Consider the following 15,959-nt stretch of genomic DNA (forward strand, 5'->3'; position numbering starts at 1 on the left):
GATGAGCGATAATAAAAAATGGTATTCTCTAGACCTAGGTCTCAACAAAAAAAGAGAAACATCTGGTTCTTGCGGATGTGGTAAATCTGAAGGAAGTTGTAATTCTACTAAAGAAGAGCTCAGCGAAAAGGATTTTTATGAAGCAGCTATACACGCGTCTATTGGAGAAGAAAGACATAAAGATGGATTTGAACAGGTTTTTGATGTTAAAATGGACAGAAGAACTGCTTTTAAAAAACTAACAGCTAGTTTACTCATAGGTGCTGGCGCCATCTCTACTTCTTGTAGTATTTCTTCTGGAGAGGATTCCAAAGAAAAAGCACAAATTGATTGGGAAGAGCAATTTAAAGGGAATTATAAGCTCATGACCGATGAAGAAAAAAAGAAAACGGTCGATAGACTTATGCGCTCTTATGAACTTAGAACGAATAAGAATATTAATATGACTTCAGAAAACGCAGTAGAGGATGTGCTTTTTGGTTATGCTTTTAATATTTCGAAATGTCAAGGATATATGAATTGTGTGAGTGCCTGTATAGAAGAGAATAACCAAGACAGAAAATCTCAAATGCAGTATATCCGTATTCATGAAATGAAAGATGGTGAAGGATTTAAGTTTGATAATGCAGATGATAATTATTATCACGAAGTCCCCGCTGAAGGTCATTTTTATATGGGGACTCAGTGTTTTCATTGTGATAATCCTCCTTGTGTAGAGGTATGTCCCGTACAAGCTACTTGGAGAGAAGATGATGGACTCGTTGTGATAGATTATGATTGGTGTGTAGGATGTCGTTATTGTATGGCAGCCTGTCCTTATGACGGAAGAAGATTTAACTGGAGTAAGCCAGAGGTTCCAGAAAATGAAATCAACAAAAACCAACATTACTTAGGGAATAGAATGCGTAAAAAAGGAGTGATGGAGAAGTGTACTTTTTGTGTGCAACGCTCACGAAAAGGAAAAAACCCAGCTTGTGTTGAAGCTTGCCCTACGGGTGCTAGAATTTTTGGTAATCTTTTAGATCCAAATAGTACCATTAGGTGGGTTTTAGAAAACAAAAAGGTTTTTAGACTTAAAGAGGACTTAGGCACCGAGCCAAAGTTCTGGTACTTTATGGATTAATGGGTAAAATAAAGTTTTAATAAAAAGGATATAAATCACAGCGTTGGTTTAAAACGATATATAATGAGACGATTTAAAGTTTTTAAAAGTTTAGTGATTGATAGTTTAGATACGATTACTAAAGGATCTAAAAAGTATCATATTTGGATGGGATTTTTAGCCCTTGTGATGCTTATTGGGATGTATTGTTATTCCATTCAGCTAGAAGAAGGTCTTAGTGTCACGGGAATGTCTGACCGTGTTAGTTGGGGGCTTTATATTTCAAATTTCACATTTTTAGTAGGTGTAGCTGCCGCTGCGGTAATGCTTGTAATGCCTACTTATGTGTTAAAGGATATAGATTTTAAACAAGCTGTACTCATTGGAGAAGGGCTTGCTGTTGCAGCTTTGATTATGTGTTTGGCCTTTGTAGTGGCTGATATGGGAGGGCCTTCTGTATTGTGGCATATGCTTCCTGGGATAGGGGTTTTTAACTTCCCTAATTCAATGTTAACTTGGGATGTTATTGTATTAAACGGATATCTCTTTATTAATATCAGTATCCCTTTTTATATACTTTTTAGACATTATCAAGGTAAGGAAGCAAAAAAAAATATCTATGTTCCAGGTGCTGTATTATCTGTTTTTTGGGCAGTAGGAATTCACTTAGTAACGGCATTTTTATATCAAGGATTACAAGCAAGACCATTTTGGAATAATGCCTTATTAGGTCCTCGATTCCTTGCTTCTGCATTTGCCGCAGGTCCAGCTTTAATTATTCTAGTTTTAGCAGTGATTCGTTCTTTTACTGCTTTTAAAATACCAGACAAAACAATCAAGAAAATTGCCATGATCGTAACGGTCGCCGCTCAAATAAATTTGATTATGCTAGTTTCTGAATTATTTAAAGAGTTTTACGCACCTACGCATCATAGTGAAAGCGCTTATTATCTTTTCTTTGGACTTCATGGTAAAGATGCGCTACTACCGTGGATTTGGACAGCAATTCCTTTGAATGTAATTGCAACGATTATGCTCACCTTTGGGAAGCTACGCAATAATCTAAAAGTGCTATATTTTTGTTGTTTTATCCTATTTGTTGCTATATGGATAGAAAAAGGATTTGGTCTTATAGTTCCAGGATTTATACCTGGGCCTTATGGCAAAATAGTCGAATATCTACCTACAGGTATAGAAGTAGGGGTTACCATAGGCATATGGGCATTAGGAGCTTTTGTCTTCACCATTTTAGCAAAAACGGCTATCAAAATCGAAACAGGAGAATTGAGATTTAAAGATAAAAAGATATAAATAGTAGGATTTGAAAAACAAGGGAGGAAGAAAAGCGAGCCAAAACTCGCTTGAGTTTATCTTAAAAAACCATCAGGAGGTATACCTGTGCCGTTGCCATGACTTCCTCCATAAATTACTTGAGGTTTTTGGATTTCGAATTTTTCAAATTTTTCTAACATAAATCAATTTTTTAAGATTAATAAGACATTAAGATAATAAATAATTGTAGAATTCGATTTAGATTAACTTAAATCGATTAAGCGAGTAACTTCTAACAATAATTGTGTTTTATAACTCTGTATTTATTTCTAATAATGCTTTAGTAAAAATTATTATTATTAATTGTGATATATAAAAAAAAAATCCACATCTATTTGTACACTCATCTTCGAATCAAAAAAGAGTATATAAAATTTGCGATTGTAATTAAAGAGGCTATAATCTGAAAAATCTTAAGCCTATTCATGTTTTAAAAATAAAATATAAATAGCTAATAGTCGAAATTTTAAATAGTAGGGGGTCAGAATATTGTAGATTGTTTAAACTCAATCTCTCCAAACACATCAGAAGGTAACATCACTAAAATAAAAACCCCCTGTTTTTACAGGGGGTTTAGACTTATGTTGTGACCTCGACAGGATGACTGTATATTTAGCCTCATTTTGAACGAATGCAGTAAACAAAGCTGTTAACTATTGGTTTTACAGTGTTGTTTACTTCTGTTTTTATAATATTATAAAATAATAAATAGTAAAAGTATCAACGATAATATCAACTATGTTATATTTGTGTAAACAATTATGTGAATGTACTTCAATCTCAAAGAACCTAAGTCTGATAAAGATACACTTATTATATTGACTTATTTTATTGATCCAAAAGAGAGACAATTCAAGTATTCTACTAGTCAAAAAGTAAAACCTACAGATTGGAATTTTGATGCCAAAGTCCCTAAATCAAAAAGAGGAAGAACTGATTTAAGTGTCTTATCTAAGAAACTTCAAAGATATTCGGACTTTCTTATTAAAACATTAGACACTTTAGAAATACATGAAATTCCTATAACAAAGATTGTTTTAAAAGAACGATTTGATCTTGAATTTAAAGGGAATCATACTATTTCAAAATTCAAATATTTAACTGATTTTGTAGATGATTTTATATTAAAAGCTCCGGAACTTATAAATCGAAATACCAAGAGGAAATATGCTTCTACTAAGATAAAACAATACAAAACGGCCAATAATAGGTTGAAGGATTACGAATCTTTTAAAAACAGAAGAGTGCCTATAACTGGATTTACCATATCTATATATGATGATTTACGAGTATTCCTTCAAGATGAAAAGAAATATAGCGTTAATTATACTGGTGATATTATAAAGAATATGATTGTTTTTTTGGGTCTTGCAGAGAGTGAATATAACTATAAGGTACATCAGGATTACAAGAAGAAAACATTTTCTGTAATTAAAGAAGAGTCTAAAAGTGTATACCTTAATCATTTTGAAATTGAGACACTTTTAAAACATGATTTCTCCTTTAATAAAACCTATCAAAAAACAAGGGATTGGTGTGTAATTGGTTGTTGGGTAGGTTTGAGGGTAGGGGACTTAATGGATTTACCACCTATAGATATTACTGAAAAATTCATAGAAGTGCAGCCTAAGAAAACAAAAGATAGTACTGGCATTAAAGTAGTGATCCCATTGCATCATCATATAAAAGAGATTATTAATAAAAGAGGGATGCCTACAAAGATGCAAGATGTACATTACAATAAACACATAAAAACAGTATGTCGCGCCGTTGGTATAAAACAGGTTGTTGCTGGATCTGTAATGAAAAATAAGAGAAAAGTACCAGGTAGATATCCAAAGTATAAGCTAATAAGCTCTCATACCTGTAGAAGATCCTTTGCTACCAATTTGTATAAAATGAATTTCCCGACATTATCTATCATGAAGATAACGGGCCATTCTAAAGAAGAAACATTTTTATCCTACATAAAAGTGACCCCTACTGAACATGCAGAAAAACTCCTTACACTATATGATGAGTATTATAAAAATTAGTTGCTACTGAATAATTTCCTCTACTCTATATATGAAATCGAGTACAGTCTTTTTTTGTGATCCAGATATTTTTGATTCAATAATTCCTCCTCCAGTTGAGCATATTTTTATACTATAGTGTCTACTATTGAAGTATTGAAACAAATAATATACAGGTAAAATAAATGGAAGAAAGGCAATTATTGGAAATGCTACATATAGTACAAACGCAATTATTGTAAAAAGAATAACATTTGATATTAAATTAGGGTTATGATTAAAATCTAATTTAATCATACTTATATGACTGTGTGGAATACTTGCGTACTTATCCCCATATTTTATCATTCTTTTATTTGTCAATAAAAGCTTGTTTGAAGTTAATTCAATAATTTTCTCTTCATCATTCAGTAATTTCATAATTCGTTGATTTTTAGTTATTTCAAACCTACGTAAAAAAAAATAGAATAAAAATCGAACTTTTTACGGGTTCCCGTAAAACTATTGTTTAAAAAATGTTAAAATTGTCAATTTCCCTAAAATATGCGGGAAAACCGTAATATTACGGGTAGCTAATTGTTAAAATTAATATATATTAGTTCCCCTCTTACAATTATATAGAGGGATATAGCTCGGTTAGGGGGAAATTTCCGAGAAAAATCATGTTAATAATATATTTATAAAATAGATGCTAACTGATTATATGTAGGCTTTTTATACGGTAAATTGAAGGATTAACCTTTAATACACCAAACAATGAAAAAGTTTATTATTACTTCAGTACTAGCATTATTTACAATGTCAATGATCACATCATGCGAACCTGAAATAAGCAATGAAGAACAACAAGAACTCGCAACAGACCCGAACGAAAACTGTCCGCCAAACGATACAAATTGTAATGGCATCCCTGATAACCAGGAGAACAACTAGCAGTATCGTATTTGTAGTATTGGCGTGTTTTTCGCCTTTTCTACACTTATTTGCAAGAGTCGGGCAAGAAGGCGTTCTTCATTGGAGATGGATGGCTTCTTTCCTTGATTCTATTGGATGGGCTCTCTTTGCTTTCTTTATTGGTATTAGTATGCTTATTGATATAAAACAAGTCAATCAGGAATTGAAGCCAGCTCATAGAATAAAAGCATATCTAGTTACTTGTATTGGTCTTTTTTATATAGCTTATACTTTCATCGCTATAAAGGATTTTACAAATGCACAATACTATTCACTTCTTTCTGGAATTGCGATTGGGCTAACTGTTTTTGCATATTTAACTAATAAATATTACACTCCCTTAGAAGAAAAACTTAAAGTAGGTTTTTCAAAAATGTATCATTGGGCTAATTCTATAGCTCCAAGTCATGTTCCAGATACTGAACATAAAAAATATTTTGAAGAGTTTGATGAATTTGTAGATGAAATTGATATCTAATGTAGTATAATGGGAGATAGTAGAAAGAAAATAGAGAAATGGAGAGATTTAGGGATTATTCGCAAGGATGATGCTAAAACTGCTATTGATCGTATTGAGAAACGCCTTAAAGAGCAAGGAAATTCGTTAGATGAAAAAATATCTAATATAGAAAAAGCTAGATCTTCCAATCATCTTAAAATAAGGTTTACCACTACAGATTTAAATAAAGGATTTAATCCTGTATTCTTCTAATAACTTTAGTAAATAGTAATTGTTTAGATACCTGCTTATAACAGCAGATTTTTTATGCCTTAGTTCTATCGTCAGTTAAATAGTCAATAATACCTTGCTTGATTTCGTTACCTACTATAAGCTTAAAAGTTTTATGTTCTTTTAATAGTACCCCTTCTTCAAAATTTTCTGCAAAAGCAATCATAAACTCATCTGCAGATACTTCATGTACGCCTACTTTGACTTTTAATTCTTTTACACTATTTACATTTTTTTCAGAAGCATTAGTAAGTTTAAAAACATCTTCGTCAGGAAATTTATCACATATTTTATTAGCTAAATTCCTAGATATCTTTAATGTTTCTTCATTAAGTATACGAGTAATAGTTGGAGTGCTAACTCCTATGAAATCAGCAAATTGCGAAGAATTTTTATTGCTATCTTCTAATAATCTATTTATTATTTCTTTGGCCAGCATAGGGAAGCTAAATTATATAATATTTGAATTAAGTGAGTTTCTATAATTATTTAGAATGATTATAAATATTACATAAATTTCATTTTTATATTGCAAAATATGTAAAAACTGTAATATATTTGTATCAACAACAGATAATGACAAATATATGGAAACTATCCCTAATGTAATTGAGCATACCCATAAGAACAATCTTTCTTTGTTTCAAGATCCAACTACGGCACAAAAAGAAGGGATACCTATAAATGAGCAAATCATGACTCTTTATAATACTCTTGATAAAAATGGTACTAGAGGAAAAATCCAAAAACTTGTAGCTGCCAAATGTAAACGAGGTATCAATACTGTAAAAAACCATTGGTTTGGATCTGGGGAGTTTCCAATATTTGCTCAAAGTATTGTGTTAAAAATTCTTAAAGAGCATACACTATCACTTATTGAAGTTAAAAAATCTATAGAAGTAAACCCTCTATAGCTATGCATATAACTAAAGTAAATAATGTAACTATTATGGATCAGGAGTATTTAGAAAGTTTTGTTGCTTCCATAAGCAAAAGTGCATCAGAAACTGCTATTCGTGTTTTTACAGAACAACAACAGAAAAGGGAAATCCTTACTACTTCACAAGTTGCTAAAGAAATGAGGAAAACAACAGCTACCATTATTAATTGGATAAAGGAAGGGGTAAGAGGTATTAAGCTTAAAGCAAAAGCAAATGGTAAAAGCTATGAAATTACAAGACTTGATTTGATAGAATTTAATAATAAGAGAAATATTTAAGGTTGATATACATACATTTTTTGCAGGTGACAGATTCTTTATAAATAGTTTGGTTAGTAAAAGTGTTGATTACTGTCTGTCACCTGTTTTTTTAAATACATCATTATGGCACAAGGAAATTTTATTTTAGAAAACGTTGTTTACGACACGTATTTACAGGAAACAGGCTCTTTTGATGAAAGCCTCGAAGGTGTTCAAACCTTTACTCTTAAACAAGTTACTAAAAAACAAAGAGAGCTTAAACAAGAAGGTACTGCAACTCATATAAGGATCTATTCTGACGCACAAGTACACGCATTACAATCATAATTATAGAGCAATGAACACTCTTTTAGCTTCCAGTACGACACAAAGCGCACAGTCTTATTCACAAAATAAGATTGCCAATTTACAAAACGCGCCTTTCACCCCCGAAATGTGTTGTTTACTGGAGGCTTTTTTTATACCACTAAAATTAATTAAGCTAGGATATGATGTATAATATGATATACATAATAGTACCTACTATCATTTTTATAGGGGGTACTATAGTGATCTATATAAAGTATAGTTCTGTAATGGCATTTATGGAATGTAACAAAATAGAGTTTACAAGTTGTGTCCTTTCAGATTTAACGTTATGTGAGGATACAAAAGCAAATGTACAGATGCTATATGTCTTAAATAGTCCCTCCTTTATTACTCTTTTTTTGGATATGAAACCGCTTTCGCGAAAGCGTTATTATTCTCAAGATCTTCAAAATAAATTTTTCACTCCCTATAAAATTAGACACCCTAAGCTCGATAGTTTAAAAATACCCAAGTGCAGAGATGTGCAGCCTGGATAGTGGTAATTATAGAAAGAAATCTTTAAAACTCTATCCAGGTAATAGTATAAATTAAAAAATAACTATGAAAGAATCAGGTAACGTCAGGAAATACGGCACCGTAAAAAAGGTAAGTGATCTATTAATCCCCACTAAAGACCAACATGGTATTGTATCTCAAAATACAACCAGAAAAACTAGACCAATGGTTCGGTCTGAGTGGCCAGAAGGGACAGTACTTTATGCATTACCAGTACTCACTGTTTTTGGACACGATAGTGATCTCACAAAAACGATGAAAGCATATAGGGTAAAGATGCAAGAGTATAATACAGAAGCTTCAGTTTTTAACACTCCAATAGATGCCTATAATACCAATGTGATCTCCTTTAGAAAAGGGCAAAATATACCATTTATACAAAAAGCGGAAGAAAGAAAATGGCAACATGATCATGCTCATTTAGATCCAGATGATTATAATATCATGGTATTAGAATATAATCAAGAAAAGGGGGGGGAGTGGTTACGCCAAAAACATGTAAAGGAACCTCTCAAGCCAGTAACAGAAAAACTTATGATGGCTTTGCTGTATGAATACCAGCGGCAACTTACACTTCAACGTAAATATACTAAGCTTATGGGGCGTAGTATATACCTACCCCTACCTAAACTAGAGGTGTACCCTAATAAATTGCAAGAATTGGAAAGGGACGGTTGTAAAATATTAGACTTTTCAAAGAACACGTTAAGGCATCATAGAGACCGTCTAATGAAAGCAAAAATCTTAATAGGGTACGAGAACCATGGACATAGAAAACCAGTTACAGTGCATGTAAACCCTGAAATTTTGCACGTTTCAGACAATTTCAAAACAAAAAAGATTATTACTGATAATCAGACTCTTACGAATTATGAAGCCAAGAAAGTTGGGTATAATAATGTCTCTAGTAGACCCTCATTAGTTAATAATAAGTATAGAGATAAAGGAATTTCCGCTAACGCTCCAATACGGCAGTCAACTGCGTTGTCTTCTACAAGACCACCCAAAATGCAGGGTGTTAAAAATTCTGGAGAACTACAAAAAAAAATCACCAAGGGCCGCACAAAAAATCCGCATTCGACAGCTTTGGCCACTACAATAGATACTCCAGCTCAATTGGCTAAGGATCTTAGTCAAGGTAAATATTATGAATATACCCCACTGCATGAAGGGACCATTGCATCAGAAGCAAAAAAGGGAGCACTACACCCTGATGATTTTATAGAATTGGCTATTCAAGATGTATTTAGATCCTGTAATGCTCTTATGCAGTCTTTGGATAACGTGCATCCTGGTACCTGGGTTAATGCATATAAAAAATGGAAAACAGACATGTTTGTTTCGTTTACAGGAAAGCCATTAGCCAAGCATCATACCGCCTTAAAGTGGTTGAAAATTAGGACAGTTTTAAAAGAGATTTACGCTTTCGCGAAAGCACACCCCGATTGGAAACCATCTTATCCAAGTAATTACTTTGATCCGCAGCGCACCTTTAAAGAAAACAACAGCTTCCAGTATGCCTATATACATTTTAAGAAAGATGATAACAAGATTAAAAGTAAAGCTATCAGAAAACTTGAAGCTGTAAAGGATAGCCGAAATAAAACAGATATTCAAAAAGCTAGAGAAAAAATAAGAGCTTATATCTATGGTGAATGTGACCTAGGTACATTACATAGGTATGCTGTAGAGAATCTTGATAAATCTGTATATCAAAATATCAATCAATTACTCCTTAAAGAATTAGAACGTATAGAATATCAAGCAAATGCCTAGTCAAGAAAGAAAATCATCAAAGAAGTGTACCTGTGGTCTCGGAAATAGTATAAGCTGTAGAAATTGCAGTAAGATTAAAATGGTCATTTGTCTTAAAAATGGATATCAGGAATTTAAAGTACATAGAAATGGGACCTACTATAATCCTGTATGGTATAGTCGTCTTAAGTATAATAGGTATAACGATAAAATAATTATGGAAAAAATGGAGTATAGTTTACGTAACCATAAACTGTGTATTGCAACTCAGGTACTTATGTTTTATAAAGATGGAAACCTCTGTGGTAAAGTAAAATTATGAATAGAATCATTATAAAGGTAACGCATGAGGATAGGGGTATACATGGTATTGCTATAGAATTATATCTACATACCGTAGGTAATTTATTAATAGCAAATAATACTGCAATATACCACATGCAATATTCTTTATTATGGTGTTATCATCACAAGTTGAAAAAATATTTTAACCTAAGAGAGCCCCCTTTAATAAGTACTCTAAAATTAGACCCCCATGATGCGATTACGCTTAGAGATTCTTTGCTATATCTCATGAATAATAGCATACACCCTAAAGAGAAAGCATCTGCGACTAGATTGTATATACAAATAGATTCTCTCTTAAGTAATGATGATAAAGATAGATATCTACTACCGTAGGTATAGAAATAAAAAAACAATACACAACAGACCAATGGGCTTAAAGGATAAATACGAAAAATCGAGTACTACATTACTACCACTACCTAGCACGCCAAGTAAAGTTGAATTAAAACGTATGTACCCTCTTTTTCCACGTAAGACAATAAGAAGGTACGTAAACGAAATCCTAAGAGAGCAAGGGAAAAGTGTATATGTTAATGTAATAGACCGTACTGTTTTTGAACAACTTATAGAACAAATAGGTTATCCTGTAGGATATACAACAGAGTTTTTAATGTAAATGGGGGTAGAGGTATTTTATTTCTTCCAGTTAGAATAACAAATTATATAAAACTAATACACGAAACTAAAGTAAAGAATATGGTATTTGGATATGCAAGAATTAGTAGCGAATCTCAAAAATTAGATATTCAGATTGATAGATTTGAGTTATTGGGAATAGAAAAAAATAACATTTATGCAGATGAAGATAGTGGAGCAAAAAATGATCGTAAGGAATTAGAAAAATTACTTAGTAAACTTAGAAAAGGAGATAAAGTGATTTTTTATGACTTAACAAGATTAGGAAGAAGTGTTAAGTATTTGATAACTCTTATAGAACATTTTGGTGAGAATGGAATTCATTTCCAAGACATAACAAACCCAGCAATAAATACTGAATCTGTTGAGACTCCAGAAGGAGAATTAATCTTTTATGTTTTTGCAATCATCGGTCAATTTATGAGAAAACAAAGTAATGAAAAAGTACGAGCAGGATTAGAGTCCGCTAGAAGGAGAGGAAAGTTTGGAGGCCGTCCAAAGGGATTAAGTGCCAGAATAAAAGAAAAAGCCCCAGTAGTAGCAATAATGTGGAAAAATCCAACAACATCTTTATCTCAGATTTGTAAAGCAATGAAGATAGCTCCTAATACAGTTTATAAATGTCTGGATCATGAAGGTGTTGATAGATCATTACATCATAAGAATAAAGGAAATAATAATAGAATTAAGAATAGTAAGATAGAATTTAATAAAGAGTGACTTTTAATAACAACGATATGAAACTAGATAATAATAGATTACCAGAAAATGAATGTTCTTCTTGTGGAAAAACTCAAAATGAAATAGTAATTGGCTTTGACATTTGTGATGAATGTTGGATGGAGGAATCTTGTAATCAGCAAGAGTAGGTATCGATACTCTACTTAAAAGAATCGAAATAACAAATTAATATTATGGTAAAAGAACAAGCATTATTAGTGAATTTTAGTACAGAATTAAATGACATTACAGACTTACACAAACTAGAGGATAAACTTAGGGATAGAATCATTGATAAAGATATTGGAGAGTTTGATGGACATGCTATTGACCTAGAATTAAAAGAAGGTACCATTTATATGTATGGCCCTTCAACTGATATTTTATATGCTGGTGTAAAAGATATTTTAGAAAATGAAATATTGTTAAATGGAGCTATTGCAGTATTAAGGTATGGTGAACCAGATAATGATTGCGAAGAAAAAAAGATCACTATTAAAGCATTATAAATACAGTAGTTAACGATGGAAGAAAACCTAAAATTACTCATTGAAATGTATAAGTTACGATCTAAAGAATTATCAAATTATAATACACCAAGTTGTAATGCTGTAGTCTCTGAATTGAATACAGTAGTGAACGACCTTAATAAATTACTGTAGTAATCACAAAATCAATAAATATGGAAGAAACAATCGAAATGCCTCAAAAATACATTGATATGGTAGGCACTAAGCGAACATTTAGTGGTGGATTATTCAGTAGTAAAAAGGCAGTAGAGCCAGATGAGTATGATATACTTGATTGGCGTTGGGGATCTGCTAAGATTATGGATATGAAGACTATGGAAATGAAGCATCCTACAGTTGAATTTCTACTTAAAAAAGAAGGAATGAGAAGAAGTCAGTGGACGCGACCATTTCCAGTAAGAGAAATAGAATTAGAACCTGAAATACTGTAGATATTAATTATGGAGGTTCAAAAACTGCTTTAATTAATAATGCTACAAGCAATATTAACTTGTAGTTGCTAAATTTTTGGGAAAGATCCAAATTGATAATGTCTAACAAAATCACATGGATAACAGCGGATTGATATAATCCGTCTCTAATTTGTTTGAAATTTTTAATCGCCTGTAATTGGACATCCTGCCATCATATTATTATCGGTATAAAATTTATAAAGAGTAAAGCTAGTTTTTTTTTAAATGAAATAACATCAAGATTATTACTGATTTTTAGCAATACGAATTGTTGCTATATATAAGGGGTAATTTAAAATAACTGTAGTAAACGATGAAAGATATTGAAACAGGATTTATAGTGTATAAGTTAACTCCAGATAAAAGACTGGAATTAGTTGCAGAAGCAAACACATTAGAATTATGTGAAAATTATTTAAAGCAAGAGAATTTCAGAGTGGTTCCTTGCCATAGAAAAACCAAAAAGTAAATTTCATAAATAGAGTAGTCTTTTTGATTACGCCTAAAAAAAGCAGTTGTCAATTTATAGTTGACAACTGAATTAAAATATAACAAAAAAAGATGGTAAAATAACCCTCTATAATTTAGTTTAAGATAATGTGAACAGTAGCCCTATAGTGTTCTCCATTCTCAGACACACAATCATATGTATTCAAACGATAGGTCCCATACTGACCTTCGAAAGTATGTCCACCAATATATGTACAAGTGTCAGCTCCTCCATTAATAGAGCGTTGTTGATTTTTAGTAAGAACAGTACCTAAAGTAGAAAAGTTTTTTAACATAATTAGAATATTTAAGATTAATAATGATAAAAGATAAAGCAAATAATAATCAATTAGTTACGGTAAATCCGCAATTAACATTTAAACTGTAGTAATCGATTTACTACGTTAAACACAAAAACGATATGATAACAGCAGAAAAAGAACAGGAAGCAAAAGAAATGTTAGACACACTTTATGGTCGAATAGACGATGGAGGATTGAATACTTGGGAGCAATCAATCTTTGATACACTTACTTGGTTATTTGAAGATACAGACAAACCAGAACTTGATTAATACTTTAGTATAAAATATAGCTTATCTATTACTGTGAAAAGGTCTATCATTCTCTCTCGCTCTTTCTAAAGTATACCGAGCTAGATCATCGTAGTAATGTATGTTGATGATTTTGTAACCTTTTTTTCCGTATGTGTCAATCCAATCTTGAGTCTTTTGGACTTCTTGAATATCGAATTGATAAATGATGTAATCGTACATGAGTAAGAGTTTTGAATATAAAATTAAGTAAAAAGGAAAAGCAACTAGAAAATAGATATTAACAAAAAATGTAGAATTATGTACGATGATATTTTTTTAGAAGAAGCAAAAAAACTTTTAGAGAGAGTTTTAGAAGAACATTGTGATACTAATTCAACACATGAGATTTCTCCTGAATTAAAAGGAGATATTGATGTGTTTACAAAAACATTAAATCTGTAGTTAACAAAGAAGTGTTTTCTATTAATTAGGATCTGGTTCATTTTCCATTTCTTCAGAAGGAGGTGGGTCTTCTCCAGATGTTTTTTGCATTCCATAATCTAAATCTTCATTTATTTCTCTAGAAGTAGACATGAAAAAGAAACCTAAAAAAACGAATAACCTTTTAAATATGTTCATTATTAGATGATTATATTAAATATAAAGGTATTGAAAACAATTTTAACTGTAGGTGTAGATCCTACGTAACACAAACGACATGAAACATACATTTAGCAAAGTAGAATTTGAATGTCCTCATTGCAAATTCATTAATAAGTACCATTCACATGAAGTAAAATCATTTAGAGAGACTGAGATAGTTTCCTGTAATGATGAAGATGGTGGATGTGGAACTGAAATAGTATTAGTCTCTAGTGTTAAGATAGACTTGACTTTAAAAGCTATGAAAATAGAAGGCATTAATCAACAAAACCTGTAGAATATGAAAACGCCAACAAATTTAGATTTAGATAATATGCGAACGTCTATTGAGGATAGTTGCAAAAGGCAATGCGGTAAAATATCAAAAGAACATGAAAACTATATCGATGGTATGATGGAAGGATTTACTAAAGGCTATCAATGGATGATAGAAAACAATTAACTGTAGTAATCCAGTTGTTGCATTTTTTGCAACAACTCAAATAAATAGTAGTAATTGAAAAATGTGGATAGTACCAAAGAACATACAAACGAACAGCGAATATTATCTTTTTGCTACGGATACGGAGGTCTCGAAAAAGGAATTTCTTCAATCATTCCCACAAGGACTATCGCTTATGTGGAGATCGAAGCCTTTCAAAACTTCAACCTGGTATCAGCGATGGAATCGGGTGTGGTGGATAAAGCACCTATTTGGACGAATCTTAAAACCTTCGATCCAAAACCGTTTCATAACAAAGTACATGGAATCGTTGGAGGTTATCCGTGTCAAGGAGAATCCCTTGCCGGAAAAAGAGAGCTTTGGAACGATGACAGATTTCTTTACCCGCATATTGAGCAATGCATCGACGCCATTAACCCTTTTTGGTGCTTCTTTGAAAATGTCGCAGGACACTTATCAGGAACTTTCCCCTATGTTTTGGCAAGCTTACAAAATTTGGGTTATAGCGTTGAAGCGGGATTGTTTACAGCGGAAGAAGTTGGCGCTCCTCATCAAAGAAAAAGAGTCTTCATCCTCGCAATGGATAACACCTACATCGATGAGTTGCAAGCGCAAAGAGAAAGAAGATTGGGTTTGGATGGGAACTTATTACAAAACTGCAGAAGGAAAGAAGATACAATCAGATTTAGAGAAACAAGTAAAAAACTGGCCAACTCCTCAAGCAAGCGAAACGGAGAAAGCAGCAAAGAATACGCAACAAGAAAGTTTATCAAAGTTAGCAATCAATGGCCAGCTTACCCCGGACAACAGCAATACGAATGGGAAGCAAAACGAGCGGTTGAACCCGGAGTGGACTGCACAGTTAATGGGTACGACTTTCGAACAGAGCTTCTTCGCCAATATGGCAATGGGGTAGTAAGTCAAACTGCATCAAAAGCATTTAGTATGCTATTGGATAAACATATTAATAATTCAAAATTACAGTAGGATATGATACAACAAGCACAAACATTATTTCAAGGTCTAACAGGTGCAACAATCAGTATATGTAAAAAGTATCGATATGATTTGTATAGAGTTTGGGATGAATCCAAACCTATAGCCGTATTCATTATGCTAAACCCTAGTAAAGCTGCTTAAATAAAAATTAAGAACAATACAAAAAAATGTTGTAGAAATACAGAGCCTAAC

General features: G+C 32.2%; 31 protein-coding genes. 26 read left to right on the top strand and 5 right to left on the bottom strand.

What is annotated here, in order from left to right; all coding sequences use genetic code 11:
- Position 1: 1 nt before the first annotated feature.
- From ABJD27_RS16415 to ABJD27_RS16425, 3 genes are all read left to right on the top strand, one after another.
- Entirely contained in the window at positions 2–1,123 is a 1,122-nt protein-coding gene (locus ABJD27_RS16415; protein WP_348173703.1) for a 4Fe-4S dicluster domain-containing protein, read from the top strand.
- 63 nt (positions 1,124–1,186) lie between these two features.
- Complete coding sequence (gene dsrP, locus ABJD27_RS16420; RefSeq protein WP_348173701.1) at positions 1,187–2,413, top strand: sulfate reduction electron transfer complex DsrMKJOP subunit DsrP; 1,227 nt, start codon at positions 1,187–1,189, stop codon at positions 2,411–2,413.
- Positions 2,414–3,201: 788 nt separating this feature from the next.
- Positions 3,202–4,470 (top strand): tyrosine-type recombinase/integrase, encoded by a 1,269-nt coding sequence (locus ABJD27_RS16425; RefSeq protein WP_348173699.1) that lies wholly within the window; start codon positions 3,202–3,204, stop codon positions 4,468–4,470.
- 3 nt (positions 4,471–4,473) lie between these two features.
- On the opposite strand, the gene ABJD27_RS16430 is transcribed toward ABJD27_RS16425, so the two are convergent.
- A complete protein-coding gene (locus ABJD27_RS16430; protein WP_348173697.1) occupies positions 4,474–4,869 on the bottom strand; it encodes a hypothetical protein in 396 nt (131 codons plus the stop codon).
- 336 nt (positions 4,870–5,205) lie between these two features.
- Here ABJD27_RS16430 and ABJD27_RS16435 point away from each other — a divergent pair, with 336 nt between their 5' ends.
- Genes ABJD27_RS16435 through ABJD27_RS16445 form a run of 3 tightly spaced genes read left to right on the top strand, consistent with a single transcriptional unit; the run spans position 5,206 to position 6,115 of the window.
- Positions 5,206–5,382, top strand: coding sequence for a hypothetical protein (locus ABJD27_RS16435; protein WP_348202070.1), 177 nt, complete (start codon positions 5,206–5,208; stop codon positions 5,380–5,382).
- Positions 5,351–5,881, top strand: a complete 531-nt coding sequence (locus tag ABJD27_RS16440; protein ID WP_348173693.1) for a hypothetical protein — start codon at positions 5,351–5,353, stop codon at positions 5,879–5,881. Before ABJD27_RS16435 ends, ABJD27_RS16440 begins: the two co-directional genes overlap by 32 nt.
- A 9-nt stretch (positions 5,882–5,890) precedes the next feature.
- Positions 5,891–6,115 (top strand): hypothetical protein, encoded by a 225-nt coding sequence (locus ABJD27_RS16445; protein ID WP_348173691.1) that lies wholly within the window; start codon positions 5,891–5,893, stop codon positions 6,113–6,115.
- Positions 6,116–6,167: 52 nt separating this feature from the next.
- Here the strand turns inward: ABJD27_RS16445 and ABJD27_RS16450 are convergent, their stop codons facing one another.
- The gene (locus ABJD27_RS16450; RefSeq protein ID WP_348173689.1) at positions 6,168–6,572 is read right to left on the bottom strand and encodes a helix-turn-helix transcriptional regulator; all 405 of its coding nucleotides are present in this window, start codon (positions 6,570–6,572) and stop codon (positions 6,168–6,170) included.
- Between the two features lie 148 nt (positions 6,573–6,720).
- Between ABJD27_RS16450 and ABJD27_RS16455 the strand changes: the two genes are divergently transcribed.
- The 14 genes from ABJD27_RS16455 to ABJD27_RS16520 all read left to right on the top strand — a co-directional run bounded on the left by ABJD27_RS16455 (position 6,721) and on the right by ABJD27_RS16520 (position 13,108).
- Positions 6,721–7,047, top strand: coding sequence for a hypothetical protein (locus ABJD27_RS16455; RefSeq protein ID WP_348173687.1), 327 nt, complete (start codon positions 6,721–6,723; stop codon positions 7,045–7,047).
- A 2-nt stretch (positions 7,048–7,049) separates the two neighbouring features.
- Positions 7,050–7,352 carry a hypothetical protein gene (locus ABJD27_RS16460; protein ID WP_348173685.1) on the top strand — a complete coding sequence of 101 codons (303 nt, stop codon included), beginning with the start codon at positions 7,050–7,052 and terminating at the stop codon, positions 7,350–7,352.
- Between the two features lie 105 nt (positions 7,353–7,457).
- Entirely contained in the window at positions 7,458–7,661 is a 204-nt protein-coding gene (locus tag ABJD27_RS16465) for a hypothetical protein (protein ID WP_348173683.1), read from the top strand.
- A gap of 173 nt (positions 7,662–7,834) precedes the next feature.
- Positions 7,835–8,179: a hypothetical protein gene (locus tag ABJD27_RS16470; RefSeq protein ID WP_348173681.1), complete on the top strand. Its 345-nt coding sequence runs from the start codon at positions 7,835–7,837 to the stop codon at positions 8,177–8,179.
- Positions 8,180–8,243: 64 nt separating this feature from the next.
- Positions 8,244–9,974, top strand: coding sequence for a hypothetical protein (locus ABJD27_RS16475; RefSeq protein WP_348173679.1), 1,731 nt, complete (start codon positions 8,244–8,246; stop codon positions 9,972–9,974).
- A complete protein-coding gene (locus ABJD27_RS16480) occupies positions 9,967–10,275 on the top strand; it encodes a hypothetical protein (protein ID WP_348173678.1) in 309 nt (102 codons plus the stop codon). Before ABJD27_RS16475 ends, ABJD27_RS16480 begins: the two co-directional genes overlap by 8 nt.
- Complete coding sequence (locus ABJD27_RS16485; RefSeq protein ID WP_348173676.1) at positions 10,272–10,634, top strand: hypothetical protein; 363 nt, start codon at positions 10,272–10,274, stop codon at positions 10,632–10,634. The genes ABJD27_RS16480 and ABJD27_RS16485 overlap by 4 nt, the downstream gene beginning before the upstream one ends.
- A 34-nt stretch (positions 10,635–10,668) precedes the next feature.
- A complete protein-coding gene (locus ABJD27_RS16490) occupies positions 10,669–10,917 on the top strand; it encodes a hypothetical protein (RefSeq protein WP_348173674.1) in 249 nt (82 codons plus the stop codon).
- A gap of 80 nt (positions 10,918–10,997) precedes the next feature.
- Entirely contained in the window at positions 10,998–11,657 is a 660-nt protein-coding gene (locus tag ABJD27_RS16495; protein WP_348173673.1) for a recombinase family protein, read from the top strand.
- 17 nt (positions 11,658–11,674) lie between these two features.
- Entirely contained in the window at positions 11,675–11,806 is a 132-nt protein-coding gene (locus ABJD27_RS16500; protein ID WP_348173671.1) for a hypothetical protein, read from the top strand.
- 45 nt (positions 11,807–11,851) lie between these two features.
- The gene (locus ABJD27_RS16505; RefSeq protein WP_348173669.1) at positions 11,852–12,166 is read left to right on the top strand and encodes a hypothetical protein; all 315 of its coding nucleotides are present in this window, start codon (positions 11,852–11,854) and stop codon (positions 12,164–12,166) included.
- A gap of 15 nt (positions 12,167–12,181) precedes the next feature.
- On the top strand, positions 12,182–12,319 hold the full coding sequence (locus tag ABJD27_RS16510) for a hypothetical protein (RefSeq protein ID WP_348173667.1): 138 nt from the start codon (positions 12,182–12,184) through the stop codon (positions 12,317–12,319).
- Between the two features lie 20 nt (positions 12,320–12,339).
- A complete protein-coding gene (locus tag ABJD27_RS16515; protein ID WP_348173665.1) occupies positions 12,340–12,618 on the top strand; it encodes a hypothetical protein in 279 nt (92 codons plus the stop codon).
- Between the two features lie 334 nt (positions 12,619–12,952).
- Positions 12,953–13,108, top strand: a complete 156-nt coding sequence (locus ABJD27_RS16520; RefSeq protein ID WP_348173663.1) for a hypothetical protein — start codon at positions 12,953–12,955, stop codon at positions 13,106–13,108.
- A 115-nt stretch (positions 13,109–13,223) separates the two neighbouring features.
- Here the strand turns inward: ABJD27_RS16520 and ABJD27_RS16525 are convergent, their stop codons facing one another.
- Positions 13,224–13,424 (bottom strand): hypothetical protein, encoded by a 201-nt coding sequence (locus tag ABJD27_RS16525; protein WP_348173661.1) that lies wholly within the window; start codon positions 13,422–13,424, stop codon positions 13,224–13,226.
- 125 nt (positions 13,425–13,549) lie between these two features.
- Here ABJD27_RS16525 and ABJD27_RS16530 point away from each other — a divergent pair, with 125 nt between their 5' ends.
- Entirely contained in the window at positions 13,550–13,702 is a 153-nt protein-coding gene (locus tag ABJD27_RS16530) for a hypothetical protein (protein WP_348173659.1), read from the top strand.
- A 21-nt stretch (positions 13,703–13,723) separates the two neighbouring features.
- Here the strand turns inward: ABJD27_RS16530 and ABJD27_RS16535 are convergent, their stop codons facing one another.
- On the bottom strand, positions 13,724–13,903 hold the full coding sequence (locus ABJD27_RS16535) for a hypothetical protein (protein ID WP_348173657.1): 180 nt from the start codon (positions 13,901–13,903) through the stop codon (positions 13,724–13,726).
- 78 nt (positions 13,904–13,981) lie between these two features.
- Here ABJD27_RS16535 and ABJD27_RS16540 point away from each other — a divergent pair, with 78 nt between their 5' ends.
- Complete coding sequence (locus tag ABJD27_RS16540) at positions 13,982–14,125, top strand: hypothetical protein (RefSeq protein WP_348173655.1); 144 nt, start codon at positions 13,982–13,984, stop codon at positions 14,123–14,125.
- A 21-nt stretch (positions 14,126–14,146) separates the two neighbouring features.
- On the opposite strand, the gene ABJD27_RS16545 is transcribed toward ABJD27_RS16540, so the two are convergent.
- Positions 14,147–14,302, bottom strand: a complete 156-nt coding sequence (locus tag ABJD27_RS16545) for a hypothetical protein (protein ID WP_348173653.1) — start codon at positions 14,300–14,302, stop codon at positions 14,147–14,149.
- 79 nt (positions 14,303–14,381) lie between these two features.
- Between ABJD27_RS16545 and ABJD27_RS16550 the strand changes: the two genes are divergently transcribed.
- From ABJD27_RS16550 to ABJD27_RS16565, 4 genes are all read left to right on the top strand, one after another.
- Entirely contained in the window at positions 14,382–14,603 is a 222-nt protein-coding gene (locus ABJD27_RS16550; RefSeq protein WP_348173651.1) for a hypothetical protein, read from the top strand.
- Between the two features lie 3 nt (positions 14,604–14,606).
- Positions 14,607–14,768 carry a hypothetical protein gene (locus ABJD27_RS16555; RefSeq protein WP_348173650.1) on the top strand — a complete coding sequence of 54 codons (162 nt, stop codon included), beginning with the start codon at positions 14,607–14,609 and terminating at the stop codon, positions 14,766–14,768.
- A 63-nt stretch (positions 14,769–14,831) separates the two neighbouring features.
- Positions 14,832–15,755, top strand: coding sequence for a DNA cytosine methyltransferase (locus ABJD27_RS16560; RefSeq protein ID WP_348173648.1), 924 nt, complete (start codon positions 14,832–14,834; stop codon positions 15,753–15,755).
- Between the two features lie 3 nt (positions 15,756–15,758).
- A complete protein-coding gene (locus tag ABJD27_RS16565; RefSeq protein ID WP_348173646.1) occupies positions 15,759–15,908 on the top strand; it encodes a DUF1643 domain-containing protein in 150 nt (49 codons plus the stop codon).
- Positions 15,909–15,959 lie beyond the last annotated feature (51 nt).

The organism is Dokdonia sp., from assembly GCF_039945015.1.
In the GTDB taxonomy this organism is placed as follows: domain Bacteria; phylum Bacteroidota; class Bacteroidia; order Flavobacteriales; family Flavobacteriaceae; genus Dokdonia.